The organism is Algoriphagus oliviformis (genome assembly GCF_017254915.1).
Taxonomy (GTDB): Bacteria; Bacteroidota; Bacteroidia; order Cytophagales; family Cyclobacteriaceae; genus Algoriphagus; species Algoriphagus oliviformis.
On the sequence record NZ_JAFKCT010000001.1, the window covers coordinates 1051403 to 1072595 of the forward strand.

The following is a 21193-nucleotide window of genomic DNA, read 5'->3' on the forward strand; positions in this document are numbered from 1 at the left end:
AAAAGAGCCGACTGTGGTCAGTCGACTGTTGACCATCAATTCGCAGGTAGGATCTTGACCAAAAGTCCGGTTCCCTCGGTGATGGCGTAGAGGTAGCCGTCGGGACTTTCGGAGACTTGACGCACGCGGCCGATGCCCGGCAGAAGCTTTTCCTCAGCGGACAGCTTGTTGTCCTTCAAGACCACTCTGGCGATATGCTGCTTGGCCAGCGCTCCCACGAGGATGTTTCCTTTCCAGTTTGGATACTTGTCAGAGGTCACCACGGTGAGTCCGCAGGTGGCGATGGACGGCACCCAGTAGTGGATAGGTTGCTCCATGCCGGCTTTTTCGGTGAATTCAGCCAAGATCGTTCCGTTGTAGTTGATCCCGTAGGTGATCACCGGCCAGCCGTAGTTTTTGCCTTTTTCGATGATGTTCAGCTCATCTCCGCCTTTCGGCCCGTGCTCGGTTTCCCACAGGATGTTGTTTGCCTTGTCAAAGTAGAGGCCCTGCGGGTTTCTGTTGCCGTAGCTCCAGATGGATTTCACCGCATCGGTGGAGTCCACAAATGGGTTGTCAGCTGGGATGCTGCCGTCGTCGTTGATGCGGTGTACTTTGCCATGGGCATTGCTCAGCGTCTGGGCGTTCATCGGCGTGTCCCCCTTGTCTCCGTTGGAGAAGTAGAGGTGGCCCTCGTTGTCAAATACAATGCGGCTACCGAAGTGGCGACCGCCTTTCCAGGATGGGCCGGCGGTGATCAGCTCTTCCTGCTCCACGGCCGTATTGCCGTCCAGCTTGAACCGCATGATGGTGGTAGCGCCTGTGCTGTCCTCAAAGTGCTTGGCGTAGGCGATGTAGATCCAGCCGTTTTCGGCATGCTTGGGATGGGCTGCCACATCGAGCAGTCCAGCTTGGTTTACCGCATGTACCGCGGGCAAGCCTTGGACTTTTTCCCCCGTAAACTGATCGTCCTTGAAAATCAGGATTTCCCCTTTTCTCTCAGTCACCAGCATACGGCCGTCGGACAGCCAGGTCATACCCCATGGACTTTCAAAGTCGCTGTGCAGCGTATCCACTTGGATGTTCATCCGTTCGGTTTCGATCACGGTGGCATCGCTTGCCGCCGCGGTGCTTGCTTCTTTCGGTTCGCAGGAAGCCCACAGGGAGACTGCTCCCGCCAAAAGTGCTAGAGGTAAATAATGTTTGTTTGAGCGCATGGGTTATGAATTTTTCAGCAAGTAAGTTAAGCCGAAAGATTCAGATTCAGAATAAAATCTCGCTCAGTGGCCGATTCCTGTGATCTGTGATTCGGGAATGTTGATAAGCTGCTCCGCCTCTTCGACCATGCGCGTAGAGCCGATGAACAAGGGGGTTCGCTGATGGAGGCTCTCGGGCTGGATGTCGAGGATTCTACGCTGCCCATCGCTGGCTTTTCCCCCAGCCTGCTCGATGATGAAGGCCAGTGCGTTGGCTTCGTACAGCAGTCTGAGCTTTCCCGAGGGATTTTTTTGGGTGGAGGGATAGAGGTAGATGCCGCCCTTGAGCAGGTTTCTGTGGAAGTCGGCCACAAGGCTCCCGATGTAGCGGGCCTGGAACTTTCGCTCTTTGCAGGACCGGACATAGCTTTTGATGCCGGCTTGCCACTCGTACTCGAGGCCTTCGTTGATGGAGTAGATCAGGCCGTCTTTGGGGGCTTGGATGTTGGGGTGTGAGAGGAAAAACTCGCCCAAGCTGGCCTCGTAGGTGAATCCGTTGGTGCCAAAGCCGGTGGTGTAGACCAGCATCGTGGAGGAGCCGTAGAGCACATAGCCGGCGGCTACCTGCTGGTTGCCGGGCTGCATGATGTCCTCGGTGGTGACGGGGCTGCCGACGGGCGTCTTTCTTCGGTAGATGGAAAAGATCGTCCCGATGCTGATGTTCACGTCGATGTTGGAGCTGCCGTCCAGGGGGTCGATGGCGACCACGTATTTGCCGGAGTTGTTTTGCAGGTCTATGACTTCGTCCTCTTCTTCGGAGACGATGGCACAGACTTCGCCGCCTTTGCTCAGGGCGCGCATGAAGCGGATGTTGGCGATGACGTCGAGTTTCTGCTGCTCCTCGCCCTGCACGTTGGTTTGGCCAAAGGCCCCACCTATGTTCGAGAGCCCTGCGCGGTTGGTTTCGCGATTGACTATCTTCGCTGCCAAGGCAATGTCCCGCAGCAGCTGGGATAGTTCTCCGGAGGCAAAGGGAAAGTCGCTTTGCTTCAACTTGATGAATCGGTCTAGCGTCACTCCCACGGAGTACGCAAGGTTGGTTTGGTCTGGTTGGTAGGGGGAAGTTTTCATTCTGAGAAAAATACAATTAATGGGATTGGTTCCTGAAAATTAAGAATAAATCGGTATGGCAAAAACTTTGGTTTACAAATTTGGCGGTGCTTCGGTCAAAGATAGTGAAGCAGTCAAAAACTTGTCGGAAATTATCCGTAATCGATTGCGTAAAAATTTCCTTATCGTCGTTTCGGCCATGGGAAAAACGACAAACAGCCTGGAATCACTTTTGGCAAAGAAACTGGCCGGAGAGGATTTTTCTGAAAATAGTGCAATTTTAAAGCAGTTCCATGTCGAGATTTGCCAAGGCCTGTTTCCGAAGGGGCATGCGGTCTTTGCGCAGGTCGAGAACCTCTTTCTCCAGCTGAAAAACAAGCTGGAGCAGGAGCTCAATCGGGACAACTATGACGAGTTTTATGATGAGATCGTCGGATTTGGTGAACTGGTCTCCTCCCGCATCGTCGCCGAGTACCTCTGCTTCCAAGAGCTGTTGGTGGTGTGGAAAGACGCCCGCGAAGTCGTCCATACCAACTCGGACTTTCGCTTTGCCAAAGTCGATTGGGAAAAAACCGCCAAATCCTGCGCTTCCCAGTGGAGGCCTGTCTTGGAGAGTTTTCCTATCCTGACCCAGGGTTTTATCGGCTCCGATCCAAAGGGTAGGCCTACCACCCTAGGCCGCGAAGGGTCGGACTTCACCGCGGCGATCTTGGCAGCGAGCCTGGGAGCGGGCTCGGCCACGATCTGGAAGGATGTCCCCGGCGTGCTCAATGCCGACCCCAAGGTCTTTTCCAACACCCGCAAGTTTGACGAGTTGGGCTATCGAGAGGCGGCCGAGATGACCTATTTTGGCGCATCGGTGATCCATCCCAAGACGATCAAGCCGCTCGCCAATGCGGGTATTCCACTTTTCGTGAAGTCTTTTCTCTATCCGGATGCTCCCGGAACGAAGATCCACGGAGAAGCCGCGCCCCACGATGTACCGACGATTGTGCTGAAGACCAACCAGATCCTCGTGAGTTTCAAGGTGACCGATTTTACGTTCATCGAGGAGCTTCACATCCACCGCGTGTACGAGCAGCTGCAGGCGCTAAAGCTGCGGGTGAACATGCTCCAGCTATCGGCGATCAGCATTTCCATCGTCATCGACGCGCAGCTCTTCAAACTGGAGCAGCTGCTGGAGCGGCTGAAGCCCGAATTTGAAATCCGATACAATGAAGGGTTGGAACTGTTGACCATTCTTCATCCTGCGGAAAATGGCGCACAGGCTTACCTGGAGGGATACGAAGTGCTGCTGGAGCAGGCTTCGAGAAACACTTTTCAGGCGGTGCGGAGAAAGACTTGATGAAAATTTACCCGGAGTCTTTTCGGCGATGTTTTGTTACCACGGAGTCCGCAGAGGAATGGGAGAAAAACTCTGCGAAACCTTTGCGTCCTCAGCGTCTTTGCGGTAAACCCAGCGCGAAGCGCATAAAATCTAGCCCAATCCTCAACCGGTTTTGGCGAAATCTGAACGACTCCATTGATCTCCTCTCGGCCAAAACGTCAGAAATGGCATTCAACCCCATAACCTAGGGTTAAAACCCTAGGCTATGCACCTGTCGCCCCGATGGGGCTTTGTATCCGCCATTTCACCATGGCGAAAAACAAAAATCGGCTTTCGCCCGGGCCTTTATCCCTCCTAATTCTCCCGCCCTCTGTGGTGAAAAATCCAACAAGAAAATTTACCACTGCACGGAGGAATGGGAGAAAAACTCTGCGAAACCTTTGCGTCCTCAGCGTCTTTGCGGTAAACCCAGCGCGAAGCGCATAGAATCTAGCCCAATCCTCAACCGGTTTTGGCGAGACCTGCACGACTCCATTGATCTCCTCGCGGCCAAAACGTCAGAAATGGCATTCAGCCCCATAACCTAGGGTTAAAACCCTAGACTATGCTCCGGCCGCCCCGATGGGGCTTTGGATCCCCCATTTCACCATGGTGAAAAAACAAAAAAGTGGCTTTCGCCCGAGCCTTTATCCCTCCTGATTCTCCCGCTCTCTGTGGTGAAATATCCAACAAGAAAGTTTCACCACGGAGTCCGCGGAAAAATGGGAGAAAGTTTCGTGCGGTTAATTTTTTTGCCGGGGTCTTTGTCCGCATGGGATTCGCTCCCGGATTTTTCTAACTTCAAAAAATCAAAACCTTAATTTTCAGCCCAATGAGTAACCGAAGAATTTTTCTCAAAAAAGCCGGGATTTCCACTTTGGCCCTGAGCCTGCCCTACGCCAACACACTTTCAGCTATGCATACACTACACGAAGACAAAGTCCTCCGGGTCGCGATCATGGGGCTCGGGAGCTACGGCACCCGCGTGGCGGAAGCCATGAAAGACTGCAAGCGCGCCAAACTCGTCGGCGTGGTCAGCGGCACGCCCTCCAAGATCAGCGACTGGCAAAGCAAGTATGGCATTCCGGCCAAAAACTGCTACAACTACGAAACTTTTGACCAGATCAAGGACAATCCCGACATAGACGTGGTGTATATGACCACGCCCAATTCCCTTCACAAGCCCCACTGCCTCCGACTTGCGGCGGCAGGCAAGCATGTGATCAGCGAGAAGCCCATGGCGCTCAATGCCGCCGAAGGCCGGGAAATGGTGGCGGCCTGTAAGAAAGCCGGAGTCCATCTGCTCGTGGGCTACCGCATGCACTTCGAGGCCAAAACGCTGGAAGTCGTGCGGCAGCAGCGTGCCGGAGAGTTTGGGGAAACGCTCTTTTTTCAGGGCTTGAGCGGGTTTAGGATCGGAGATCCGACGCAGTGGCGGCTCGATCGGGAGCTGGCCGGCGGCGGTTCGATGATGGATATCGGCATCTATTCGGTCAATGGCACCCGCTACATGCTCGGCGAGGAGCCGGTCTGGGTGACGGCGCAGGAGTCCAAGACCGACCCTGTCAAGTTCAAGGAAGGGGTGGACGAAACCATCACCTTTCAGATGGGCTTTCCCTCCGGGGCGATGGCTTCCTGTCTTTCCACCTATGCTTTGAACCATCTGGACAAGTTTTTTCTGAACGGAACCAAAGGCTTTGCCGAGATGCAGCCCTCTACTGGCTATGGCCCGATCAAGGCCTGGACCAACAAAGGCCCCATCGAGCGCGAACATATCACCCACCAGACGACCCAGATGGACGAAATGGCGGCGATTATTTTGGATGGCAAAAAGCCCCTTATCCCCGTGGACGGGGAGGAAGGTCTCAAAGACCTGGTGATCATCGATGCGATCTATGAAGCGGTACGGAATGGAGGGAAAGTCAAGCTTGGGTAGAAAAATCCTGCGACTGAGGGTCGATGGTTTCCAAGGTCAGCTGCATGAAAACCAAATTGAGCCACTTTCCAAACTTGAAGGCCACCTCTGGAAATCGGGCAACTTCCTTGAACCCCAGCCTTTCGTGAAAGCGGTAGCTGCCCAGGTTTTCGGAGTCCATCCCCGCGATCATCACGTGATAGCCTTGTTCCTTGGCGATCGCGATCAGTCGGCGCATCAGTTCCGAGCCGAGACCTTGGTTTTGGGCTTTTGCAGTCAGGTAGATCGAGTGCTCGATGGTGGTGTTGTAGCCGGGCTTTGCCCGAAATTTCCCAAAAGTCGCATAGCCCGCCAGCTCGCCGGCTACCTCGCCGATGAGGACGGGGAAGCCCGCTGCCAGTTTTTCTGAAAACTGCGACTGCACGTCCTCCAAGGGCTTTGGGTCGTAATCGTAGTTGTGGAAGGTGTTGAGAATGGAGTCGTTGATGATCTCCAAGATGGCGGGCGCGTCGCTCTCCCGGTAGCTGCGGATCTGGAAGTTCATGGCTGGAAGTGTTTGAGGATTTTTTCGATTCCCGGCAGATAGGCCGTGCCAAAGAGGTTCAGGTGGACGAGTAGGGGATAGAGGTTGTAGATCCCCATGCGGCTGTCGAAGTCCGGCTCCAGGGGCAGGATGGACTCATAGGCCTCGTAGAAGCGTGAATCAAAGCCACCAAAAAGCTTGGAGAAGGCGATGTCCATCTCCCTGTGCCCGTAGTACACCGCCGGATCGATGAGGCAGGGTTGGCCATCCCCGTAGCAGATCACGTTGCCAGACCAGAGATCGCCGTGAAGCAGTGATGGCTTTTCCTTCGGAAATAACGAGTCCAGCTTCGGATAGATAGACTGGAATTTTTTCAAAAAATCCAGCGGAATCAGCCGGTCAAAATAGGCTTTGCCCAGCATGGGCTCCAGTCGCTGCTCGATGAAAAACGTGAGCCAGTCGTCAAGCTGGTGGTTTTTCTGGGGAAGCGAGGCGATGTAGTTTTCAGTGTCCAGTCCAAAATGCCGGGAGTGGTGGAGATGGAGATGGGCCAGGCCTAGCCCGAGATTTTCCCAGTAGTCGAGCTGCTGGCGGGAGGAGGGGATGAATTCCGAGAGGAGGTAGTTGTAGTCGCCGATGCGGCCTTGGCCGAAGGTTTTGGGTACTTTGAGAAAGGTGGATTTGCGGAGCTTTTGCAGTCCCTCGGCCTCTTTGCTCAGGATGTCCCGCTCGTGGTCAAAATTGAGCTTGAGGAAAAAAATGCCTTCGGAGGTTTCCAGCCGGATTCCCCGGTTGTGGTTGCCTGCGGCGATGAGGTTGGCGGATTTTAGTCGGGCCACCGGCCCCAGACTTAGGTTGACTACCTGTGCGAAAAGCTCGTGTTGCTCATGCATAGAGCTGGTGCTCGGCTTTGATTTTGGTCAGAAAGCTGTCTATCGACACCTCGAGGATCTGGTAGATTTCGTCAAATCCCTCCTCGCCCCCATAGTAGGGATCCGGCACGGGGAGTCCTTCCCAGCCGGTGACAAAATCCCGCATCAGGAAGATTTCCTTGTCGTCGTAGTTGTACTTGGATTTCATTGTCTGGAGATTGCGGAGGTTGCTCTCGTCCATGGCGATGATGTAGTCAAAGTCCCGGAAGTCGGTGCGGTTGACCTGGCGGCCACGATGGTTGATCTCCAGTCCTTTTCTTTGGGCGCATTGGATGGAACGCTCGTCGGGCAGCTCGCCGATGTGGTAGTCCGAGGTGCCGGCACTGTCTGATTTGAAGCTGCGCGACAGTCCCAAAGCCTGGATTTTATGGTTGAAAATGGCTTCCGCAAGCGGTGATCGACAGATATTGCCCAAACAAACAAATAGGACTTTAATCATGATGAGAATTCTACAAAGGCTGTTTTTACGCTGGCTGCTAGAAAAGGATAGCTTTGAAAGTAGTTATTTTTCAGGTTTTTTGCACGGGCGATAATCCTAATTTTATCCACTTTTTTTGCACCGTCGGATTTTTTGTCCCCCTGTTTTGAGAAAAAAAGGGGAATTGGGATCGATTGGCTACTTTTGGGGATGAAACTACTCTACCGCCTGTTTTTCTTCTTGGTTCCGGGTATTTTGTTTTTGCTTAAGCCCTTCTCAGGCAAGCTCAGGCATTTTTTGGAAGGCAGGAAGTTTGGCGTGTCAAAGTTGCGAAAATTTCGCGATTCTCAGCCCGGAAGCCTGGCTTGGTTTCATGTAGCCTCACTCGGGGAGTACGAGCAGGCCCGTCCGATCATCGCTTCGCTCAAAGGGAAAAGACCCGATTTGGGTGTTTTGGTGAGCTTTTTTAGCCCCTCTGGCTATGACCACGTGAGCAAAAAGCCCCAGCCCCACGTGGATTTTATCAGCTACATTCCCCTCGACCGGAAGCGCTGGGCAGAGGAATTTGTGGGGATAGTCCAGCCGGAACTTGCCTTTTTCGTCAAGTACGACCTTTGGTTTCACCATATTCAAGCTTTGAAAAAACGGGACGTGCCCACCTTTTTGGTGGCGGCCAGCCTGCGCGAAGACCAGTCCTTCTTTGGGGTTTTGGGCTCGTTCTTTCGCCGAAACCTCTTTGCCATGGATTGGATTTTCACCCAAAACCAAAAGAGCATTGAGCTGCTCAAGCGGATCGGCTACACCCGGTCCTCCCTGGCAGGAGACACGCGCTTTGACCGGGTCGCGGCTACCGCCTCTGCTCCAAAAGAATTGCCAGCTGTCAAGACATGGATAGGGGATCTGCCGACGGTAGTCGTGGGCTCCGCCTGGGATGAGGACATGGAGCTGCTGATTCCGCTGATCAATTCCCGGCCGGAGTATCGCTGGATCATCGCCCCGCATGACCTGAGTCCCGAGCCGATGGATCGCTGGTCGGAGCGGATCGAGCTCCCGACAGCCCGGTTTTCCAACTGGAATGCAGGCGAAACGAATTCCGTTTTGTTTATCGATAACATCGGCATGCTTTCCTCGCTCTATCAGTTTGCCAAGATTGCCTATGTAGGCGGAGCCTTCGGCAAAGGGCTGCACAATATCCTAGAGCCGCTGGGTTTTGGCTGTCCGGTGATTTTTGGGGAAGTGAGAAAAGCCTCTAAATTCCCCGAGGCGGAGCAAAGCCAACAGGAGGGCTGCGGCTTTTCGGTGTCGGACGAAGGTGAGCTTTTTGCCACTTTCGAAAAACTAGAAAAAGAGGATTTTTACGATAAGTCGGTCAAATCTGCGCAAAATTGGGTATCATCAAACCTCGGGGCGGCGGATCGGATCACAGCGAAAGTCACCCAACTAACCTCCCAATCATGAAAGGCAGAGTCATCAAATCCACCGGAAGCTGGTACATCGTGCAGGTCGAAGATCAAGTGGTTTCCGCGAGGCTCAAGGGCAAGTTCAAACAAGACGAGCTCAAGCTGACCAATCCCATAGCCGTGGGCGACTGGGTAGAGCTGGAGACGGAGGCGGGGCAGGCGACGGCCGTGATTTCCGAAATTCTTCCCCGTGAAAACTACGTGATCCGCAAGTCCACGCGGAAGCAGCATTTTTCCCACATCATCGCCAGCAACCTGGATCAGGCGATTCTGGTCATTACCATGAAGAAGCCACGGACTTCTCTGGGTTTTATCGACCGCTTTTTGGTCAGCACGGAGAGCTTTCGGATTCCGGCTGTTTTGGTGGTAAACAAGATGGACCAGCTCGACGGCGAAGTGGAGGAGGAGTGGCTGCAGGACATCCACGAGATCTACGAGCCGCTGGGCTATCCGGTGGTGGAGATTTCGGCTTTGACCGAAACCGGGCTCATGGAAAAGTTTTTGCCGCTCATCCAGGGTAAGTCCAACCTGATCGCGGGGCACTCGGGAGTGGGCAAGTCCACGCTGCTGAACGCCCTCATACCCGAGGCCAGACAAGAAACCAAAGAGATATCCGGCTTCAGTGCCAAGGGCGTGCACACGACGACCTTTGCGGAGCTGTTTCCCCTGCCCGAGGGCGGGGATCTCATCGACACGCCGGGGATCAAGGAGTTTGGCATTCTGGATATCGAGGAAAACGAGCTCTCGCATTATTTTCCCGAGATGAGAAAGTATCTGGGACAGTGCAAGTACAACAACTGCACGCATGTCAACGAGCCCGGATGCGTGGTGCTGAAGAAGCTGGAGGAGGGATTTATCCATCCCTATCGCTATCAGAGCTACCTCAATATTCTCGAAGACGAGGACAGCCACCGCTGAGCGGTTTTGAATCCATGGCAAATTGGCCTAATTTTCCTTTTTCAAAATCATCCTATGAGCGAAGTACTCAATCATAAGCAGGTCGGGCAGAAGCTTACCCGCATGGCTTTCGAAATCTACGAGCGCAATGTCAATTCGACCGGAGTCGTGTTTGCCGGGATCACCGGAATGGGCGCGACCTTGGCCAAGCTTTTGGCGGACGAACTGAAGCGGATCTCACCCATTTCCATCGAGGAGCTGGAGGTGATTTTGGACAAGTCGGACGTGTCCAAGTCGGAAGTCGAGCTTTCGAAAAACCTGGATCTGACCAACAAAAACATCATCCTCGTGGACGATGTGCTCAATACGGGGAGGACGCTGGTCTATGCCATGAAGCCCTTTCTGGAGCTGGAAATACAGAAAATGGAAATCGCTGTGCTGGTCAACCGTAGCCATGGCCTGTTTCCGCTCCGGCCGGACTACACCGGCTTTGAGCTTTCCACCACATTCAATGAGCACATCCGTGTGGATGTCGCCGGTTCCCAACATTCCGTGCAATTGCACTAAGCCCATGTCAGTACACTCTTCCGCCAATATCAAGCGCGTCACCACCCATACGCTTCAGGAGATGAAGCATCGGGGGGAAAAAATCTCCATGCTCACCTCCTACGACTACTCCATGGCGAAGATCGTCGACGAGGCGGGCATAGACATCATCCTCGTGGGAGATTCTGCGTCCAACGTGATGGCGGGGCATGAGACCACGCTTCCGATTACTTTGGATCAAATGATCTATCACGCTTCTTCTGTAGTCCGTGCGGTGAAGCGGGCTTTTGTCGTGGTGGACATTCCTTTTGGAAACTATCAGGGCAACAGCTCGGAGGCGCTGCGATCCGCGATCCGCATCATGAAGGAGTCCGGCGCCCACTCCGTGAAAGTCGAGGGAGGCTCCGAGATCAAAGAATCGGTCACCCGAATCCTCAGCGCGGGAGTTCCCGTGATGGGACACTTGGGTTTGACGCCGCAGTCGATCTACAAGTTTGGCACCTACACGGTGCGGGCCAAAGAAGAAGCCGAGGCACAAAAGCTGCTCGAAGATGCCAAGGTGCTGGAGGAATGTGGCTGCTATGCGATCGTGCTGGAGAAAATCCCCGCCGCTTTGGCAAAGAAGGTGGCTGAGTCGGTGTCCATTCCCATCATCGGAATCGGAGCCGGTGGAGGCGTAGACGGCCAGGTTTTGGTGGTCCATGACATGCTGGGCATCACGCAGGAGTTTAAACCTCGATTTTTACGCCAGTATGCAGACCTCCAGTCCGTGATGAAGGACGCTGTCAAAAACTACGTGGCCGACGTGAAGGCAAAGGATTTTCCCAACGAGTCGGAGAGTTACTAGGAAGTAGGAGGTCTGGAGGTAAGGAAGTTAGGGTGCGGGAATTCAGGAGCATTGGGGTCTTATTTTCCCTTTCTCGTTTTCTTAGCGCCCCTTAATTCATGAAATTCCTAGAAAATGCTGTTTTGGACTATGGACTATTGACCATCGACTACCAACTTGTTTCTCACTTTTCCAGCGCTTCGTAGACGATGTCGTGGATTTTGGTTCGAGTCCCTTCGCTTAGCAGTTTGTTGTTGTCCGCCGCGGGATAGACACGGTTGGAAAGAAACACATAGACCAGTTGATTCTCCGGGTCAGCCCACACGCAGGTGCCTGTGAAGCCTGTGTGGCCAAAGGTGCTTTTTGGAGCAAATTTGCTCGCTGATCCGCCTTTTCCAAATTCCGGCTCGGGTTTGTCCCATCCCCATCCTCGGCGGCTCATGTTGGACTGGCGCTTGGTAAAGGAGTCCACCGTCTCAGGTTTCATCAGTGTGATGTCGCCGTAGCTGCCTTTGTTGAGCATGAGCTGCATCATTACCGCAAGATCATTGGCAGTGCCAAAAAGTCCCGCATGTCCAGCTACTCCGCCGTACATCGCCGCGCCCGGATCATGGACATAGCCTTGGATTTGACGTTTTCTGAAAGCTACGTCCTCTTCCGTTGGGGCTATGTTGGTTAAGGCCATTTTTTGCCAAGGGTTGAAGGTCAGTGTTTTGAGCCCCAAAGGAGCGTAGAAGTTTTGGTCCAGAAACTGGTCCAGAGGCTGGTTGACCACCCGCTCGATCACCGCCTGCATGAAGTACATGGTCAGATCGGAATAAACATACTTTTTAGGCCTGGGCAGTAGGTCGGATTTCACGGTCCAGTTCCAGATCGAGTCGCGGAGCCCATCCCTCGCAAACATATCGTTGGATACGGGACGGGTAAAGCCCGGCTGGGAGGTAGGCTTGTAGTAGTCTCCCCTCCATTGTCCAGACTGCACCGTGTTGACATAGTGGGGGATGAAAGCCTTCAAACCCGCCTCGTGGGTGAGCACGTCTTTGAGTACCAAGTTTGCTTTGTTGGTGCCTTTCAGCTCCGGCAGGTAGTCGCCTAGGGTCTTGTTGAGGTCCAGTTCGCCTCGGCTGTGGAGGAACATAGCCGCTTGTGTGGTGGCCAGCACTTTGGTGATGGAAGCCAAGTCATAGACGGTCTCGGCAGTGACCGGCTTGGTCTTTTTGTAGTCCAAGTAGCCGTAGGACTTTTCGAAAACCACCTTTCCATCCTTCATCACCAAGACATTTGCTCCCGGAGCGGCTTGGATGAGGATCATCTTCTTGGCTACCTCGTCGATCTTTTCCAAGGTCTTGCTGTCCAAGCCCACGCTTTCGGGGGCGCCGTAAGACAAGCGCTGCGAAGCCGGCAGATAGCCTCCCACGCCATGGGAGTATTGTCCGCTGACCGTCACCGGAAGGATTCCCATCCCGGGCCTCCCTCCGAAGAGCACCTGAGGGGCAAGTTTTTGGGTTTCATCGGAGTTTTCATAGGCCAAGACCACATTGCCAAATCCCTCCAAAGCCTTGGCTCCATAGGCATTGCCAAAGAGCACGGTGACGACTTTCTGTCGCTTTTCCAGCTCCCGGATCAGCTTGACGTCGCCGGGTGCGATCCCAAATGCACGTTGGGGACTGTTGGTTACGCCCATCAGGCCGACCACGACCACATCGTAGTCTTCCAGCTGCTTCATCAGATTGTAGTGGGCGGATTCTCCGGCTGCCTTTTGGACGGTGTAGTGGTCTACGGCGGTGTAGCGCTTGAGGTATTGGCTAAAGACCGTTCCCTCGTCTCCAATGCTCAAGCTGGCAAAGCGGGTCATGTCCAGCTGCTTGAAGGGGAGCAAGTCCCCCTTGTTGGATGCGACGGTGATGGCTTCGGCGTAGAGCTTCTCAATGACTGCCTCGGTCTCAGGAGTACTGAGGCGCTTGGCGATTTGGTAGGTGTCGATGGGGCGGTAGCGGTTGAGTCCAGCCCAGTATTTTGCCTTCAGTATCTTTTTGACCCGACGGTTGATCTCGGCCTCGGCGATGGAGCCCTGTGCCACCGCCTCCTTGATCAGGGCTTTCGCTTTGGGCACATCCTGGGAGTAGAGCAGTACGTCGTTTCCCGCGAGGAGCGCCCGGAGGTCCACGTCTCCGGGTTTGTTTGAGTTTGCGACGCCCTTCATGTTGAGCGCGTCGGTGAATACCAGGCCCTGGAAGTTCATGCGCTTTTGGAGCAGGTCGGTGACGACGGGCCGGGAAAGGCTGGTGGGGATATTGGAGCCTTTGTCCAGACTGGGCACGTTTAGGTGGGCGACCATGACGGACATGAGATCCTCGCGGAAAAGCTCCTGATAGGGATAGAGATCCACATCCCAAATGCGTTTTTCGGGATGGTTGATCACGGGAAGGGCGTAGTGGCTGTCGGTTTCGGTGTCGCCGTGTCCGGGAAAATGCTTGGCGTTGGCGATGACGCCATGGTCCTGCAGTCCCTTCATGTAGGCGACGGCACGACGGGTCACGATTTCTTTGTCCTCGCCAAAGGCGCGGTAGCCGATCACCGGATTGTTCGGGTTGGAGTTCACATCCACGACGGGCGCAAAGTTGATGTGCATGCCGAGTTCCTTAAACTGGCGGGCGATCTCGGTGCCCATTTCGTAGATCAGGTCAGGATTTTGGATGGCGCCCAGGGTCATGGCCTTGGGGAAATTTGGCACCGAATCCAAGCGCATGCCCACGCCCCACTCGGCGTCCATGGCGATAAAAAGCGGCGTTTTGGCTTGGGCCTGGTAGTAGTTGGTGAGGCGGGCTTGCCGGTCGGGCCCTCCCTGGAAGAAAATCAAGCCTCCAAGATTTTCGGTTTTGACCAGGTTGCTGATTTCATCTACGTGACGCTGGTCTTTGTTGGAGTAGGCAGCTACCATGAATAGCTGTCCGAGTCTTTCGTCAAAATTGAGGGAATTGAAGACGCTGTCGACCCAATATTGCTGGGTGCTGCGGTCTTTGGCGAGGAGTGGATCTTCGTTTGCCACAAAGGGGTCTATCTTGCCGGAAGTGAACAATCCCAACAAAACCAAAAGAGAAATCCAGTTCCAATGCCTTCTATTCATTACTGAGTTCAATTTTTAATCCTTAACTTTCAAAATATATTTGTGATTGCGACGGAAGTACACGCTTCCAGATGTCCCTGGCCGCTTCAGCGCATTGGAGAAAGGGACGACTAAATGAATATAGTAAAGATTGGGCAACATAGAACAGACTTTAAGGTTAAAAAACGGAGAAAAGTGATTTTCGGTATTTCCCTTTTTCCCTGATCCGTTATTTTCCTTTTGCCGTTCAACTACCCAAGCGCCGCAAAACAACAGCTCATGAAATTCCCCTCCATCTTTCGCACGGCCGCGCCGATGCGTTTTGATATCAAGCCGAGATACTACGATCCCATCAAAGAAGAGATAGCGGAACGCACTGCCCGTATCAAAAAGGAGCTGGAAGAGGAAGGGGTGCTGGACCCTGACGGCAACGAAGCACAGGCCCGCTCCTATGGCGGTGGCATACGCGGCGCCTTCTCCCAATACCGCGGGATCAAGCCCAAAAACCAAAGCATGTTCAGCTCCACGGCCATGATCCGTACCCTTTTGTTTTTTGGGATGATCATCGCCGCTTTTGGCTACATCTATATTGGCCCCCAGATCCTCGAATACCTGCTCTATGCGGCTTTGGTGCTGGGAGGATTCTACTATTTGTCCAGATTCTTAAAGCGGGGGAGGAAAGATGACTGACATCATCCAGCTTCTGCCGGATGCGATTGCCAACCAGATCGCGGCGGGAGAGGTAGTACAGCGCCCCGCTTCGGCGCTCAAGGAACTATTGGAAAATGCCGTGGACGCGGGTGCCACCCATGTCCAAGTGGTGGTGAAAGACGCCGGCAAGCAGCTCATCCAAGTCATCGACAACGGAAAAGGCATGTCCGCCACGGACGCCAGGATGAGTTTTGAGCGGCATGCGACCTCCAAGATCCGAAGTTCCCAAGACCTTTTCGCCATCCGCACTTTTGGCTTCAGGGGAGAGGCATTGGCCTCTATCGCTGCGGTAGCCCAGGTGGAGCTGAAGACCCGACAGCCCGACGCGGAGCTGGGTACCCTGATCCAGATCGACGGCTCGGAAGTGAAAAAGCAGGAGCCAGCAGCCTTGCCCGTAGGCACCTCGGTGGCGATGAAAAACCTTTTTTTCAACGTCCCGGCCCGAAGAAACTTCCTCAAATCCAATCCCGTGGAGATGCGCCATATCGTGGATGAATTCCAGCGGGTGGCTCTTTCCTATCCGGAAGTGGCCTTTACGCTTTTCCAGCAGGACATGGAGGTCTTCAATCTTCCGGTTGGGAAGTTGAGCCAGCGCATCGTGGGGCTTTTTGGCAAAAGCTACCAAGGCCAGCTCGTGCCCTGCGAGGAAGTGACCCCCCATGTCAACGTGAAGGGATATATCGGCAAGCCCGAAAACGCGAAGAAAACCCGAGGGGAGCAGTATTTCTTTGTGAACAACCGATTCATCAAAAGCTCCTACCTCCATCATGCCGTCAATTCGGCCTTCGAAGGACTGATCGCCAGCGACCAGCATCCCTTTTATGTCCTGTTTCTGGAGATAGACCCCGCGCAGATCGATATCAACGTGCATCCCACCAAGACGGAGATCAAGTTTGAGGATGAGCGGACGGTCTATGCCGTGATCCGGTCTGCGGTGAAGCAGGCCTTGGGGGCGCACCACGTCACCCCTTCCTTGGATTTTTCCCTGGATGTGAATTTTCAGCAAAACTGGACCAACAACCCCGAGACCAAAGTGCAGGTGGACCGCGAGTACAGCTACAAGACCTACAATACGCCGGAGTTTAAAAAGTCGTCCGTTTCCGGTTGGGAGCGGCTTTTTGAAGGGAACGAGACTCCTGTATCGCAGTCGTTGCCCAAGCCGGAAGAAGACCAGGAGGTGCTGACCTTCCCGAGCCGCGCCTCGGTGGACGAGACGAGGTTTATGATCCGTCCACAGGAAGAAGGCGCCACGGGTGCGACCTTTCAGGTGGAGTTGAGCTATATTGTGGCTCAGATGTCCACCGGCCTGCTCATTATCGACCAGCAGGCAGCGCATGAGCGGATTTTGTATGAGCGCTATTCCCGGCAGATCCAGTCTGCCCAGGGTGCTTCGCAGCAGTGTTTGTTTCCGCCCACGGTGCAGCTGGGGGCCTCGGATTTTGCGCTGGTGATGGACATGCTGCCCGAGCTGCAGAGCCTGGGTTTTGTGGTGGAGGAGTTTGGCAAGGACACGGTGCTGATCCAGGGCGTGCCGGCGGACGTGCAGGTGAAAAACGAAAAGGAGCTCTTCGAGGGCTTGGTGGAGCAGTTTAAAAACTTCCGAAACGAACTCTCCCTGGACAAGAGGGAAAACCTCGCCCGCTCGCTTTCCCGCAGGTCATCGATCAAAAAGGAACAAAAACTCAACTCCCAGGAGATGGAGACCCTCGTGGGACAGCTTTTTGCCTGCCAAAACCCAAACTATTCCCCCGCGGGGAACAAAACTTTTGTGAAATTGGATTTAAGTAGCATTCACTCCTTCTTCGGAAAATAGCATGTTTAGAAATATAACCCCAGTCGTACAAAACCTCCTGCTGATCAACATCGCGGTGTTTGTCGTGGCCAGTTTTGTTTTCCCTGTTCTCAACGAATGGTTTGCGCTCTACTACATCCAGAGTCCTTATTTCAAGCCTTTCCAATTTCTGACCTACATGTTTATGCATGCCGATTTCTGGCATTTGTTCAGCAACATGTTTGGACTCTTGATCTTTGGGCCGCTGCTGGAGCAGTTTCTGGGGCCTAAAAAGCTGCTGACGCTTTGGATGGCGTGCGGGATCGGTGCCGGTGTGCTGTATTCCGGCTATACTATGTATGAGTACAAAAGCCTCGAGACTAAGGTGATGACCTTTGAGGCCAGTCCCGATCCGGAATATTTCAACAAGTTGGTTTTGGAAAACAGAGGCTATTTCTCCCCCGAAGTTTTTGATTTTGTAGACCAATACAGCAGAAATCCACAGGATCCCGTTTATATTGAGCGGGCTGAGAAGACCTTGGATGCGATCCTGAGACTTCACGCCAATCAGCCCATGGTCGGTGCGTCAGGCGCTTTGTTTGGGATTTTGGTGGCCTTTGCCATGCTATTCCCCAATACCCAGCTATTCCTGCTCTTTCCGCCCATGCCGGTGAAAGCCAAGTATCTGGTGGGGGCCTATGCACTTTACACGATTTACAACGTTTTGCTAAACAATCCGACGGACAACGTAGCCCATTTTGCCCACCTCAGCGGTTTGATCATTGGGGCCATCTTGGTGTATAATTGGAAAAAGGACAGAAATAGCTTCTATTGATATGTACGGTAGTTTTTGGGATAATCTGAGAAATGCCTTTCGGCGCAGCGACAACAGCCTATACAAGCTGATTGCGATCAATGTGCTGGTCTTTTTTGTGCTTCTGATCGTCCGCGTGCTGCTGACGGTCAGCGGACTGGAAGGGCTGTACCGCGAGGGATTGAGCTACCTGATGATGCCGGCCTCCCTGCCTAAGCTCGCGACGCAGCCTTGGACGGTCTTCACCTACATGTTTCTCCACGAGGGAATATTCCATGTTCTGTTCAACATGCTTTTCCTGTATTGGTTTGGTCTGCTGATCCACCAGTATCTCGGTAGCCGAAAGCTGGCAAACCTCTACATTCTTGGTGGGCTCTTTGGAGCGGCATTTTACGCGCTGATCTACAATGTGGCTCCGTACTTTAACGCTTCGGTGGACAGCTCCATGATGTTGGGGGCCAGCGCGGGCGTTTTTGCGGTAGTCGTGGGAGCGGCGACTTTGACTCCAAACACCACTTTTTTCCTCATTCTGATTGGCCCGGTCAAGATCGTTTACATTGCCGCTTTCTACGTGATCCTTTCTTTTGCCAACTCCATCGGTGCCAATGCGGGTGGGGAGATCGCCCACTTGGGTGGAGCCCTGCTGGGCTACCTCTACATCATGCAGCTGCGCAAAGGGAACGACTGGGGCGTACCCGTACAGAAGGTGGGAATGTTTTTTGAAAACCTCTTCAGCCGCAACCGCAGCAAAGTGAAAGTCAGCTATCGCAAGGCCAAAACGACCAGCACGGGAGGTTTTGGGAGCTTTTCATCCAAGGCCAGCTCCTCTCCGGCTGCCAAGCCCAAGGAGACTTCCCAGGAGGAAATCGACCAAATCCTCGACAAAATCGCCGCCAAAGGCTACGATGCCCTCTCCAAAGAGGAAAAGCGCAAGCTGTTTGAATTCAGTAAAAAGTAAAAAACTAGAGCGGGAAGGCCAGGCCGATCCGGAAGGAGGCTTCTTGTCGGTACTGGGTTTGGATCCGGAACTCGGTGCTCAAGCCGACCCAGTCGGTCAGTCCGACGTAGGCTCCGACACCGGCGTTTGCACCCACATAGCTCTCCCTCGTTCCAGCTTGGCCGGGAGCGGTATTTTGGAAGTTTTGGCTGTAGCCCGCCATGAAGTAGAGCTGTGAAGGGCCCCCAGTGACGTAGTACCGCAGGTCAAAACTGAAGTTGCTCAGGTTGCCCACCTCCGGGTAGATCTTGGCGAAACTAGGCATCAGCGCAAAGCGGTCTGCGAAAAAATATTCCACACCTCCTCCGATTCCAAAATCCTTGTATTCCAGCCCGTAAAGCCCCAAAGTATGGATGCGGGCGTCTCCCTTTTCTTGTCCATGGGACTGGATCGCAAAAACAAACAGCATGGCAAACAACAACAGGGATTTTCTCATCGGATATTCTTTGGTGAGAAAAAGATAGGAGCCTTTGTGCGGTTTTGCAACTTGGCCAAAGCCATCAGCCTCCTAGAAAATGTCTTACTCGGCGAGATGGGTCACCTCGTTTTTGTTGGCCAGCTGTCCGCAGGCCGCGTCGATGTCCTGGCCTCGGGACTTGCGGACTTTGGCGATGATGCCTTGGCTCTCCAGGATGCGGACGTACATGTCCACGGCCTCTTGCTTGGCCTGGCGAAATTCCCCCTCGTCGATGGGATTGTATTGGATAATGTTGACCTTGGAAGGGATGTGTTTGCAAAATTTGGCCAAGGCTCGGGCATGGCGCTCGTCGTCGTTGATCCCATCCCAGATCACATATTCGTAAGTGACTTTGCGCTTGGTCTTTTGGTACCAATACTTCAGCGCGTCGGCCAAGTCCTCCAGGGGATTGGAGTCGTTGATCGGCATGAGCAGGGAGCGGGTCTCGTTGATCGCGGAGTGGAGGGAGATCGCGAGGTTAAACTTCACCTCGTCGTCGGCCATTTTTCGGATCATCTTCGGAATGCCCACTGTGGAGAGGGTGATCCGACGCGGAGCCATGCCGAGTCCCTCGGGCGAGGTGATCTTGTCGATGGCCTCGACCACGTTGGCGTAGTTGAGCAGGGGCTCGCCCATGCCCATGAAGACGATGTTGGTGAGCGGGCGCTGGAAGTAGGTTTCGGCCTCGTCCTTGATGGCGACCACTTGGTCGTAGATCTCGTCGGGGTTGAGGTTTCGCATGCGCTTCAGACGCGCAGTCGCGCAGAAGTTGCAGTCCAGGCTGCAGCCCACTTGGGAGGAGACGCAGGCGGTGATGCGCTTGGTGGTGGGGATGAGCACGGACTCCACGATCTTGCTGTCAAAGAGCTTGACGGCGTTTTTGATCGTGCCGTCGCTGCTGTGCTGCATGAGGTCAACCTGGATGTGGTTGATGGTAAAGTGGCTTTTGAGCAGCTCGCGGGTGGAAAGCGAGATGTTGCTCATGTCGTCGAAGTTTTTCAGGGACTTGTTCCAAAGCCATTCATAGACCTGCTTGGCCCGGAATTTTTTCTCCCCATGTGCCAAAAAAAACTCTTCCAGCTGGGCCAGACTTAGTTTTCGGACGTCTTTCTTTTGATTTTCCACGGGACAAAGGTACGGATTGGAAAATTGAAAAATTGTAAGATTGGAAAATTGGGGCAAGAGTTCTCAGGTGGCAAAGTTGGAAAGTGGTAAGATCCAGGGGTGTCTAAAGGTAGGAAGTCGGGAGGAAGGACGTTTGGAGGTTAAAGATGGGAAAGCGTCCACCGTTCAAGATGCCTCGTATCCCGATAGCTATCGGGACGTATTTCCAAAATCGTGCATCCCATTGCCTTTTGTCAGAAAAAGAAGGGATTTAGGAACTTATGCCTTACTTTTGTGCCGGAAAAACCCAAATCCTCCTATGCGCCAATCCTGGTGGAAAATCCTGGCGATAGCCCTGCTGCTGTACACCCTCGTCGCCGGTCTGCTGATGGATGCCCCTCGGCTTCCCATCCTCAATGAGACTATCCGTGCCCTGCATTTCCACGTGACGATGTGGTTTGGAATGATTCTGATGCTGGTAGCCTCAGTATTCTACAGCGTCAAATTCCTGCGTACTAACAAACTCGAGTACGACGACCTTGCACTGGAGTTTACCAATGCCGCCATCCTCTTTGGCGTCTTGGGCATCGTGACCGGGATGCTGTGGGCGAAGTTTACCTGGGGCGACTATTGGAGTGGGGATCCCAAGCAAAACGCGGCGGCCATCGGCCTGCTGATGTATTTTGCCTACTTGATCTTGAGAGGCAGCCTCACCGACCCCCTGCAGCGCGGCCGAATCGGCGCGGTGTACAACATCTTCGCTTTTGCGGCTTTTATCCCCCTGATCTTCGTGCTTCCCCGGCTCACCGACAGCCTTCATCCCGGCAACGGCGGCAATCCCGGCTTCAATGCCTACGACTTGGATTCCAAGCTTCGTATGGTATTTTATCCGGCCATCATAGGATGGACGCTTTTGGGTGCCTGGATCGCAACCGTACGGGTGAGAATCCGTAGGGTAGAGCGGGTTTTGGAAGATAGAATGCTTAACTCCTGATTGATGAAATCGAGCATGTTCAAAAACCTGTCACGGGTATGATGATAGACCATGCGAGATTCCATTTGGCC

19 protein-coding genes are annotated in these 21193 nt (G+C 53.7%); 11 read left to right on the plus strand and 8 right to left on the minus strand.

From position 1 onward, the window contains the following. Positions 1-35: 35 nt before the first annotated feature. The gene (locus J0A68_RS04545; RefSeq protein WP_206576994.1) at positions 36-1196 is read right to left on the minus strand and encodes a PQQ-dependent sugar dehydrogenase; all 1161 of its coding nucleotides are present in this window, start codon (positions 1194-1196) and stop codon (positions 36-38) included. 63 nt (positions 1197-1259) lie between these two features. Continuing rightward, positions 1260-2306, minus strand: a complete 1047-nt coding sequence (gene fbp, locus J0A68_RS04550) for a class 1 fructose-bisphosphatase (RefSeq protein WP_206576995.1) — start codon at positions 2304-2306, stop codon at positions 1260-1262. A 55-nt stretch (positions 2307-2361) separates the two neighbouring features. On the opposite strand from fbp, the gene J0A68_RS04555 reads away from it, so the two are divergent. Further along, complete coding sequence (locus tag J0A68_RS04555; RefSeq protein ID WP_206576996.1) at positions 2362-3630, plus strand: aspartate kinase; 1269 nt, start codon at positions 2362-2364, stop codon at positions 3628-3630. An 853-nt stretch (positions 3631-4483) separates the two neighbouring features. Further along, positions 4484-5587, plus strand: a complete 1104-nt coding sequence (locus J0A68_RS04560; protein WP_206576997.1) for a Gfo/Idh/MocA family protein — start codon at positions 4484-4486, stop codon at positions 5585-5587. Here J0A68_RS04560 and J0A68_RS04565 read toward each other — a convergent pair. Genes J0A68_RS04565 through J0A68_RS04575 form a run of 3 tightly spaced genes read right to left on the minus strand, consistent with a single transcriptional unit; the run spans position 5574 to position 7460 of the window. Then, positions 5574-6110, minus strand: coding sequence for a GNAT family N-acetyltransferase (locus J0A68_RS04565; protein ID WP_206576998.1), 537 nt, complete (start codon positions 6108-6110; stop codon positions 5574-5576). The two genes, J0A68_RS04560 and J0A68_RS04565, sit on opposite strands and share 14 nt — an antisense overlap. Further along, positions 6107-6982, minus strand: coding sequence for a fructosamine kinase family protein (locus J0A68_RS04570; RefSeq protein WP_206576999.1), 876 nt, complete (start codon positions 6980-6982; stop codon positions 6107-6109). Before J0A68_RS04570 ends, J0A68_RS04565 begins: the two co-directional genes overlap by 4 nt. Next, a complete protein-coding gene (locus tag J0A68_RS04575) occupies positions 6975-7460 on the minus strand; it encodes a low molecular weight protein-tyrosine-phosphatase (RefSeq protein WP_206577000.1) in 486 nt (161 codons plus the stop codon). The genes J0A68_RS04570 and J0A68_RS04575 overlap by 8 nt, the downstream gene beginning before the upstream one ends. Positions 7461-7649: 189 nt before the next feature. On the opposite strand from J0A68_RS04575, the gene J0A68_RS04580 reads away from it, so the two are divergent. The 4 genes from J0A68_RS04580 to panB are packed head-to-tail and all read left to right on the plus strand — an operon-like array spanning position 7650 to position 11189. After that, a complete protein-coding gene (locus tag J0A68_RS04580) occupies positions 7650-8897 on the plus strand; it encodes a 3-deoxy-D-manno-octulosonic acid transferase (protein ID WP_206577001.1) in 1248 nt (415 codons plus the stop codon). Further along, a complete protein-coding gene (gene rsgA / locus J0A68_RS04585; RefSeq protein WP_206577002.1) occupies positions 8894-9817 on the plus strand; it encodes a ribosome small subunit-dependent GTPase A in 924 nt (307 codons plus the stop codon). Before J0A68_RS04580 ends, rsgA begins: the two co-directional genes overlap by 4 nt. Before the next feature lie 54 nt (positions 9818-9871). Further along, entirely contained in the window at positions 9872-10363 is a 492-nt protein-coding gene (locus tag J0A68_RS04590; protein ID WP_206577003.1) for a phosphoribosyltransferase family protein, read from the plus strand. Positions 10364-10367: 4 nt separating this feature from the next. Further along, complete coding sequence (gene panB, locus J0A68_RS04595) at positions 10368-11189, plus strand: 3-methyl-2-oxobutanoate hydroxymethyltransferase (RefSeq protein WP_206577004.1); 822 nt, start codon at positions 10368-10370, stop codon at positions 11187-11189. 163 nt (positions 11190-11352) lie between these two features. Here panB and J0A68_RS04600 read toward each other — a convergent pair whose 3' ends face one another. Then, positions 11353-14295, minus strand: a complete 2943-nt coding sequence (locus J0A68_RS04600; RefSeq protein WP_206577005.1) for a serine hydrolase domain-containing protein — start codon at positions 14293-14295, stop codon at positions 11353-11355. Between the two features lie 258 nt (positions 14296-14553). Here J0A68_RS04600 and J0A68_RS04605 point away from each other — a divergent pair, with 258 nt between their 5' ends. From J0A68_RS04605 to J0A68_RS04620, 4 genes are read left to right on the plus strand one after another with little or no spacing between them, the layout of a single operon-like run. Beyond that, entirely contained in the window at positions 14554-14964 is a 411-nt protein-coding gene (locus J0A68_RS04605) for a hypothetical protein (RefSeq protein ID WP_206577006.1), read from the plus strand. Beyond that, positions 14957-16798, plus strand: a complete 1842-nt coding sequence (gene mutL, locus J0A68_RS04610) for a DNA mismatch repair endonuclease MutL (RefSeq protein WP_206577007.1) — start codon at positions 14957-14959, stop codon at positions 16796-16798. The genes J0A68_RS04605 and mutL overlap by 8 nt, the downstream gene beginning before the upstream one ends. A 1-nt stretch (position 16799) precedes the next feature. Next, positions 16800-17591, plus strand: coding sequence for a rhomboid family intramembrane serine protease (locus tag J0A68_RS04615; protein WP_206577008.1), 792 nt, complete (start codon positions 16800-16802; stop codon positions 17589-17591). A gap of 1 nt (position 17592) precedes the next feature. After that, complete coding sequence (locus tag J0A68_RS04620; protein WP_206577009.1) at positions 17593-18528, plus strand: rhomboid family intramembrane serine protease; 936 nt, start codon at positions 17593-17595, stop codon at positions 18526-18528. A 4-nt stretch (positions 18529-18532) separates the two neighbouring features. Here the strand turns inward: J0A68_RS04620 and J0A68_RS04625 are convergent, their stop codons facing one another. Together J0A68_RS04625 and rlmN are read right to left on the minus strand one after the other, a co-directional pair. Further along, positions 18533-19003 carry an outer membrane beta-barrel protein gene (locus J0A68_RS04625; RefSeq protein ID WP_206577010.1) on the minus strand — a complete coding sequence of 157 codons (471 nt, stop codon included), beginning with the start codon at positions 19001-19003 and terminating at the stop codon, positions 18533-18535. Positions 19004-19087: 84 nt separating this feature from the next. After that, complete coding sequence (rlmN, locus tag J0A68_RS04630; RefSeq protein WP_206577011.1) at positions 19088-20149, minus strand: dual-specificity RNA methyltransferase RlmN; 1062 nt, start codon at positions 20147-20149, stop codon at positions 19088-19090. A gap of 298 nt (positions 20150-20447) precedes the next feature. Here rlmN and ccsA point away from each other — a divergent pair, with 298 nt between their 5' ends. Beyond that, positions 20448-21122 carry a cytochrome c biogenesis protein CcsA gene (gene ccsA / locus J0A68_RS04635; protein ID WP_206577012.1) on the plus strand — a complete coding sequence of 225 codons (675 nt, stop codon included), beginning with the start codon at positions 20448-20450 and terminating at the stop codon, positions 21120-21122. The last annotated feature ends 71 nt before the right edge of the window (positions 21123-21193 follow it).